Genomic DNA, 8,768 nt, shown 5'->3' on the forward strand with positions numbered 1-8,768 from the left:
AGACATAGCCTTGGATTATCAGCATAAAATAGTCCAAGAATATGTCCGCACCCCCTACTCCTTTTATGACAAAAGTTGCTTTTTATTATATCGTATAAAGCGGATTACCGGCTTTATAGTTGAATTTGGCTTTATATTCACTGATAGAGTAGCCGGTATATTTTTTGAACATACTGTTTAAATATTGAGGTGTGAAATCAAATTCTTCATAGGTTTGATATATCGGTCTGTCGATATTTTCGAGTTCATCACGGATTTTATCGACACGTTGCCTGTTTGAAAACTGAGTGAAAGTCATATTAAAGTGTTTCTTAAACAATCGGCAAAGGTGTTGCGGGGTGATACCGAATTTATCGGCTACTTCGTTAAGCGAAAGCTTTGAATATATTTTTGAATTTATGTAGTTGGTAACGTTATTTATAACCACATTGGAATGAAAACCATCGGCTTTATTTTTATCAACTGAATACAATCTGAACATATTAACTAAAATCAGTGTTATTGTACTGCGGATTGAAAACAAATATCCGGGTTGTGAATAGTTAAAATTATCTATCATTTGTATCATAAAATTTCGTATTGTTTTTGACGGTGTGTCGTGTACTTGTATATATGAGCGTTTTCCCTCAAAAAAATCTGAAAGCAACGGAAAATTGCCTGAATACTGTTTTAAGCTATATTGTAATGCGTTTTTGGAAAACGCGCAACAATATGCAATGGTTAGTTCATCTTTATGGGTACAGGTGAATGAATTGACTACGTTCGGCGATATTAGCACGACATCGCCTTCTTCTAATTTTCTGCTTGTATTATCAATGTTGTGTATGGCGTTAGAATGAGCAATATATACAAGCAAAAAATAGTCGGCACTGTCGGGAACTGTTTTAATAGGGAAATATGTGTTTACAACAAATACATCACCTAATTTTTTTAACGTTTTTTCATCAAAATATAATCTCGGATTCATAGCGTACCTCCTGCATATTCAGTATAGCATTAACAGTTATTAAAGTCAATGTGAAAATGTTAATATACATTCAAATGATGTTAATATAGTTAATTGAATTTTAAAAAAATATACTATATAATATTGCTAAAGAAACCCGGGATATATAAAGATTAATTTGTTGAAAATTTATTTTTGGAGGGAGAAAATGAAGCTTAAGAAAGTGATTTTAACGGCAGCGGCTACGGCATTTATATTGCAGGCAAGTGCATATGCGGCTGATTTAACAGCATCATATTCAATGGATGATATGACAGGATTAACCTATATGGGTACGGTGTCGAATATACTCGGTCAAAAAAATAATGCGGTAGAATTTAACGGCGGAAGTGCGACTTTAAGTCAATTTCCGTTAAGCGATAATTTTACTGTATCAGCCTGGATAAAACCGAGCGGATTAACTTCATGGGAAAGAGTATTTGACTTTGGCTCTGACCAAAAGAATTATATATTTCTTACCGTAAACAACGGTAACGGTTATCCGCGTTTGGCGGTGAAATACAATAATCAAAAAGAGCAAAATATTACATCTTCGGTATCGCTTAATAAAAATGTTTGGTCATACGTAACTGTTACAATGAAAGATAATAAGGCGACAATGTATATAAACGGTGAGAGTGTTGCAAGCGGTAATATTACGGTGTCTATGAGTTCACTTGCGTCTTCGGCTGCAAATTATATTGCTAAATCTCAATATACTTCAGATCCTAATTATACTGGTTGTATTGATGAAATGGAAATATACAATGACGCATTAACACAAGACGAAATTATAACACGAATGCAGGCTACTGCGGCAGAAGTTAAATCTATAGAAACAACAGATTTAACAGTAAAAGTCGGTGACAAAATTAAGCTGCCGTCAGAAGTAGATGTATCGTACACAAACGGAATGACAAGCAAAACGATAGTTGACTGGGGAGAAGTGAGCAGTTATACCGAAAAGGGAACGTATAAAGTAACAGGTACTACGAAAATAGCAGGAAAAAGCTACGATGTTATCGCGAATATAACTGTTGAAACGGATTCTTTGGACGATAATTATTCTGTAATCCGTAATATGAATATTGTTAAAAATTCGGGTTCATCATTTGTTGAAGCGGAGTATGTTGTAACATCTGAACTAACCGATACTTTGGTTTTAAAAATGCAAATTTACAGTGGTGATACACTTCTGTCGGAAGATACAAAAGATTTTGTGCCGTCCGACAATACTGTAAAAATGAAGAAAGATATTAGAGATTATAAGGGTAATTTGACTGTAAAAACAGCCGTTTATAACAAATCAACAGGAAAGGCAATTTCAAGCGTAATGGAAAGAAAAGCAGATAATACAGGTAACTTTGCCGGAACAGACAGAGTTAATTTAGAGAAAGACAGCTTATTTGAAAAGAGTGAGCAAGTAGGACTTAAATATGTTTTGTCAATAGACGTTGACAGACTTCTTGCACCGTCATACGAAATGCATGGATTGACCGCTCCGAACAATGCACAGCGTTACGGCGGTTGGGAAAGAAAAGGTGCAAGCAACTGGGGAAGTTCAAAAGATACATTCACACTTGCAGGACATTCGTTGGGACATTGGATGAGTGCAGCTGCGGTATTATATCGTGATACAGGCAATGAAGAAGTTTTGACTAAACTTAATTATGCGGTAACTAAACTCGATGAACTTCAAAAGACTTCAAATTCACCATATATAGGCGGATGTAGCGAAGATTGTTTTACAAAACTGTTTAGCGGTAATACAAAGTGGGCTGATAACTATTGGGTGCCATGGTACGGAATACACAAAATATATCAAGGCTTGCTTGACGCGTATGACTATACAGAAAATGACACTGCTTATGAAGTATTGAAAAAATTTGCAGATTGGGCAGTTGACGGTACATCAAATCTTACTGACGCACAAATGCAGTCAATGCTTGACGTTGAATACGGTGGTATGAATGAAATTTTTGCGAGAATGTATGAAATTACAGGTGATGAAAAATATTTGGATACGGCAAGAAGATTTACTCACGATTCGATTTTAAATCCGCTTATACAAGGTAAGGACAGTTTGACAGGACTTCACGCAAATACTCAAATACCGAAAATAATCGGTGCGGCAGAAATATACGAACAAAATCCGGAGAAATATGCCGATTATAAAAAGGCTTGCGAAAATTTCTGGAATTACGTTGTAAACAATCGTTCATACGCAATAGGCGGTAACTCGATTGCCGAACATTTCGAGGCAGAGGAGGCAGAGACACTTGGAGTTAAGACTTGCGAAAGCTGTAATACATATAATATGATGCGTCTGTCTGAGCATTTATTCGCTTGGAAACATGACAGTGCATATATGGATTGGTATGAAAAGGCTTTGTACAACCATATTCTCGGTCAGCAAGAGCCTGAAACAGGTGCAAAAATGTACTTTGTATCGCTTTTGCAAGGACACCACAGAGTATATGAGCAAAAGGATAAATCTTGGTGGTGTTGTACGGGTACAGGTATGGAGAACCCGGGAAGATACACAAGATGTGCGTATTATGAAGACGGTGACGATTTATATGTAAATCTTTATATGCCGGGTACATATGAATGGGAAGAAAAAGGTCTTACATTCACTGTTGAAACAACATATCCTTATTCCGACAAGGTTCAAATTAAAGTTGCAGGAACAGGAAGTGCAAATATCAACCTACGAGCTCCGTCATGGCTTGAAAGTGATATGACAGTAAAAGCAGGCAATAAGACGTATACATCAAAGGGCGGAGAATATATTGCTATATCTAACGAATGGAAAGACGGCGACATTATAGATATTACAATTCCAATGTCTGTTACAGTATACAATTCAAGAATTGACGGACAGGCGGCATATCAGTACGGTCCTGTGGTTTTGGCGGCAGACCTTGGAAGCGTCAGCAACGTTAGCGGAGTGAATGAATATATTTCAAATGAAACTAAGATTGACAGTGTAACTGCTGATGTACCGTATATTGTAGGTAATTCAAGCAATTTGGATAAGTATATAGATACGGTTGACACGGACAAGTTGATGTTTAAAATTAAGGCTGAAAATTCATCTACAGGCAAGGATATTGAACTAAAACCGTTCTATGAAATTCACCACAGTTTCTATACTGTATATTTCAACGTAGGAAACGGTGTGAATGAATATGATAAACGTCTGAACAGTGCAACGATTGACAGAGTTGAACCGGACGGTCAGCAGGACGAACTCGGACACGGTTTGGCAAGTAAAAATTCAAATAACGGCAGTTTTACAAGCGGTACAAAAACATATTACTGGCGTGACGCATACGGTAGTGACAACGCATATTTCCAATATTCTTTGGAAGTGGATAAGAGCAATAAAAATTATCTGTTTGTAAGATATTGGGGCAGTGACGGACCGTTTAAAAAAAATAATGTAAATTATACGCGTGATTTCTATATCTATATTGATGATAATAAACTTGCCGAACAAACGCTTAACAACGAAAAGATGAATAACGCATATGATGTATTCTATGAAATTCCGGAAGAATATACAGAAGGAAAGGACAGCGTTACTGTTAAATTTGCGCCAAAGAGCAGTACAAATTGTGCAGGCGGTGTTATTGAGGCGAGAATTACAAATGATGATTTGAAATGTGTAAAGATTACGGCCGATTACAACGATAACGGAACGCTAAAGGACAGCTCAATCGAAAAAATCAGCATCGAAGATATAAAGCAAACTGAAAATTCATCATCACACAAAGAGTTCTATTGGGAATCGACGGACAATATGAAACTAATAATTACTGAAGAATAACCAAAAATTCTCTGCAATTTGTTTTGCAGAGAATTTTTATTTCCCAAAACTTTTAACATAAAATCGGAATTTGTCTAAAAATATTCGCTTTACTAAAAATAATCTATATGCTATAATAAATCAAAATTCAAGAGAAAGTATGATTAATATGGAAATTGTAAAATATAAACCCGAATACAAAAACGATTTTATCCGTCTGAGCAAGAATTGGATAACAAAATACTTTGCACTTGAAAGTGATGATTTTGAAGTTTTTGAAAATATAGATAAACTTATCAAAAATGGTGCAATGATTTATTTTGCTATTGAAAACGGTGTAGTTTATGCAACGTGTATGGCACAGCCTATGACAAATAATGAGTGGGAAATATGTAAACTTGCCGCAGACGAAAGATATGAGGGACACGGTGCGGGAAGTGCTGTTTTTAAAGCGTGTATGGATTATGCCTTGGAAAACGGTGCCAATAAACTTACAATCCTGTCAAACAGTATTTTAAAACCGGCATTGCATATATATGAAAAATACGGCTTTTATGAAATTCCTATCGATAATACACATCATTATAAACGTGTGGATATTCAATTTGAATATACGGCAAAATGATTTAATACCCTTTGTGTGAAAGCATAAAGGGTATTTTTGTGTTCTGTATTGTATGCTATGTGAATATAATAATCAGAGGGGGTGCTTGTCTTGATTAAAATAACAAAATATTTAAGAGTTAATGTACTGACAATCGCCTTGTTTGTGTTTTGCATTATATTTAATAAAGCGGATATGCTTTGCGTCACATATGCGGTTATGATTTTGCACGAATTGGCACATTGCCTTGCGGCTGTGTGTATAGGGCTTAAAATATCGCATATTGACTTTTATCCGTTCGGTGTCAATTTGAAATTAAAAAATAAACTTGTATATTCACTTGCAGATGAAATGATATTATATTTCAGCGGACCGTTTTGTAATATTTTATTTGCACTTATCGCAATGATTGTGTACAGCCGTTATCCGAATGAAAGCGTAAAGTTTTTTTATATAAGCAATACTATGCTGTTTTGTATGAATATGATTCCGTCAGTACCTTTGGACGGCGGTATTTTGCTCAAAAAGATTATAGCATACAGACTCGGATATAACAGTGCAAATAAGATGATGACTGTAATATCCGCAGTGTTTTCTGCTATGATTATGGGACTTGGTATATATGTGATGTACATTACAAAATTCAATTTTTCGGTATTGCTGTTTTCTGCTTTGATGATAGGCAATATATTTACTCAAAGTGAAAAATATAATGTGGATTTAACTAAAACATTGATGTTCAACAATAAAAAGAAAAAATCGGTAAGACATATTGTGGTTGAAAATGAGTGTAATTATTGTGATATAGTGGATAAATTTATTCCGAAAGACTATAATGTGGTTTACATTGTAAGTGACGACGGCAAAGTAAAGGACATTATAACCGAAACGCAGGTAATAGATAAACTGACAACGGAACAAGTACTTTAAATATTACATTATTATAACATTGTGGAATTTTTAAATGATTTGTGATATAATACACAGTGAATATTTATGAATAAAATTATTATTTACATAAGAAAGGCAAGGTTTTATGGCAACAAAGAAGTCAACTGCTAAAAAGGGCAGTTCAAAAAAAAGTTCTAAAACTACGGCAAAAGCTACTGTAAAAAAGAATAATCAGACAAAAAACTATATGCCTACATACATTATCTCATCAATGCTCATTACATTGTTATTAGCTGTTTTTATGTACATTGATACAGGCAATGGCGGAGTAATAAATAATGCAGTGAAAAATCTGTTCCGCGGATTGTTCGGCATATGCGGTTATTTTGTGCCTGTAGTTTGTGCGGGTGTATCGGCATACCTTATTAAAACTAAGGACATAAAGCGTTTTTGGAGTAAGGTTATACTGTCATTTTTGGTACTTATTAATGTCAGTGCGATTGTAAATCTTTCGTCGATTAATACTGATATAAGCTATGCTTTTTCGGCAGGTCAGCAGTATATATGCGGAGGTTTATTAGGTGCGTGTGTTTCTGTATTTATGGAACAAATGGTGCAGAAAGTTGCGTCTTACATAATTTTATCAATTACACTTATTGTATTGGCAAGCTTTATAACTAATGTATCGTTTTTTGCGGAATTTTTCAAATGGGCAAGAAATGTTATGTTTGGTGCGAAAAATAAGTATTCGGAATTAAAAGAAGAATATGACAGACGAATGGAAGAAAGAATGCTTGCAGAAGAATATGAAGATGAGTATACAGATGATGTGTATGAAGATGAATATTACGAAGAAGAAACAAGTGCTCTTGACGCGGCAAATTCATTTGCAAATGACACAAAGAATAACACAAAAAAATCAGTAACTAAACCGACTGCTAAAAAATCATCAAAAACAAAAGAAAAGCCTATAAAAGAAGAACCGGCAGAAGAACCTTTTTCAAACGGTATAGATGAGGCATTCGGTAAAATGGATGATATAGTTGAAGAATCGACAGAAGAAGTCGGGGAGAAAAAGGAAGAACAACCCGAAAAGGCTAAGAATATGTCCGAAAGTGAAAAAGAGGGATACAACGAGGAATTTAACAAGGCAATAGAAAGACCTATTCCGAAATATGTAATACCGCCTTTGGATTTATTGAGCAAACCTAAGGCAACTTCGGGTGATAAACGTGAAGAAATGAGAAGAACGGCGGAAAAACTTATTTCCGTTCTTGACAATTTCGGCGTGAAAGCAAAACTGTTGCAAGTAACACAAGGTCCGACTGTAACAAGATATGAAATTCAACCGGACACAGGTGTTAAACTTTCTAAAATAGTAGGACTTGCAGACGATATAGCACTTAATTTGGCTGTGTCAACAGTTCTTGTTGCACCTGTTCCGGGTAAGGCGGCTGTCGGTGTTGAAATACCTAACAACAAGGTTACTCCTGTTTCAATACGCGAAATGCTTGAATCGGACGCATTCAAAAATGCAAAGTCAAAATTGACAGTCGGTTTGGGTAAGGATATAGGCGGCAATGTAGTTATAGGCGATATTGCAAAAATGCCGCACGTTCTTATTGCCGGTCAGACAGGTTCGGGTAAAAGTGTTTGCGTAAACAGTATTATTATGAGTATTTTGTACAAGTCGTCACCTGAGGAAGTTAAGCTTATTATGATTGACCCTAAGGTTGTTGAACTTGGCGTTTACAACGGTATACCGCATTTGCTTGTGCCTGTTGTTACAGAGCCTAAAAAGGCGGCAGGTGCACTTAATTGGGCGGTAAGCGAAATGATGCGCCGCTATGATTTGTTTAAAAATACAGGTGTGAGAAAACTTGAGTCTTACAACAAACTTATGGAAAGCACAGGCGGTGAGAAAATACCACAGCTTGTTGTTATAATAGACGAGTTGGCTGATTTGATGATGGTTGCGGCAAAGGAAGTTGAGGATTATGTTTGTCGTTTGGCACAACTCGCCCGTGCCGCAGGAATACATTTGATTATCGCAACACAAAGACCGTCTGTTGATGTCATTACAGGTCTTATCAAAGCAAATATACCGTCAAGAATTGCTTTTGCGGTATCGAGCCAAGTGGACAGCCGTACAATACTTGATAAGGGCGGTGCGGAAAAATTGCTTGGTATGGGTGATATGTTGTATCATCCCGCAGGTGCAAGAGCCGCAACAAGAGTTCAGGGTGCATTTGTATCAGACCCTGAAATTGAGTCGGTACTTGAATTTATAAAAGAAAATGTAGGCGAAACTCATTACAGTGAGGATTTGGAAGAAGAAATAGAACGTCATGCAACAGGCGAAAACGGTGTTACACCTGATGTTGAAGATGACGGTGACGCACTTCTTCCGGAGGCTATTGAACTTGCTATGAGTTTAGGTTATAGTAATGCAAGTAAATTTTCGATAGCATTTCATT

The 8,768-nt window shown here is 36.0% G+C and carries 5 protein-coding genes; 4 read left to right on the top strand and 1 reads right to left on the bottom strand.

What is annotated here, in order from left to right; genetic code table 11:
* Positions 1-85: 85 nt before the first annotated feature.
* Complete coding sequence (locus tag ACLTU0_RS08930) at positions 86-967, bottom strand: AraC family transcriptional regulator (protein ID WP_308455844.1); 882 nt, start codon at positions 965-967, stop codon at positions 86-88.
* Between the two features lie 187 nt (positions 968-1,154).
* On the opposite strand from ACLTU0_RS08930, the gene ACLTU0_RS08935 reads away from it, so the two are divergent.
* The 4 genes from ACLTU0_RS08935 to ACLTU0_RS08950 form a co-directional block, all read left to right on the top strand.
* Positions 1,155-4,817, top strand: a complete 3,663-nt coding sequence (locus tag ACLTU0_RS08935; protein WP_412322107.1) for a beta-L-arabinofuranosidase domain-containing protein — start codon at positions 1,155-1,157, stop codon at positions 4,815-4,817.
* A gap of 139 nt (positions 4,818-4,956) precedes the next feature.
* Positions 4,957-5,421, top strand: a complete 465-nt coding sequence (locus ACLTU0_RS08940) for a GNAT family N-acetyltransferase (protein ID WP_412322109.1) — start codon at positions 4,957-4,959, stop codon at positions 5,419-5,421.
* A 90-nt stretch (positions 5,422-5,511) separates the two neighbouring features.
* Positions 5,512-6,330 carry a hypothetical protein gene (locus tag ACLTU0_RS08945; protein ID WP_412322111.1) on the top strand — a complete coding sequence of 273 codons (819 nt, stop codon included), beginning with the start codon at positions 5,512-5,514 and terminating at the stop codon, positions 6,328-6,330.
* 106 nt (positions 6,331-6,436) lie between these two features.
* The coding region (locus ACLTU0_RS08950; RefSeq protein ID WP_412322113.1) for a DNA translocase FtsK 4TM domain-containing protein at positions 6,437-8,768 on the top strand (2,332 nt) is incomplete at its 3' end.

The sequence above is a fragment of the Hominilimicola sp. genome (genome assembly GCF_046972485.1).
GTDB classification, from domain to species: domain Bacteria; phylum Bacillota; class Clostridia; order UBA1381; family UBA1381; genus Hominilimicola; species Hominilimicola fabiformis.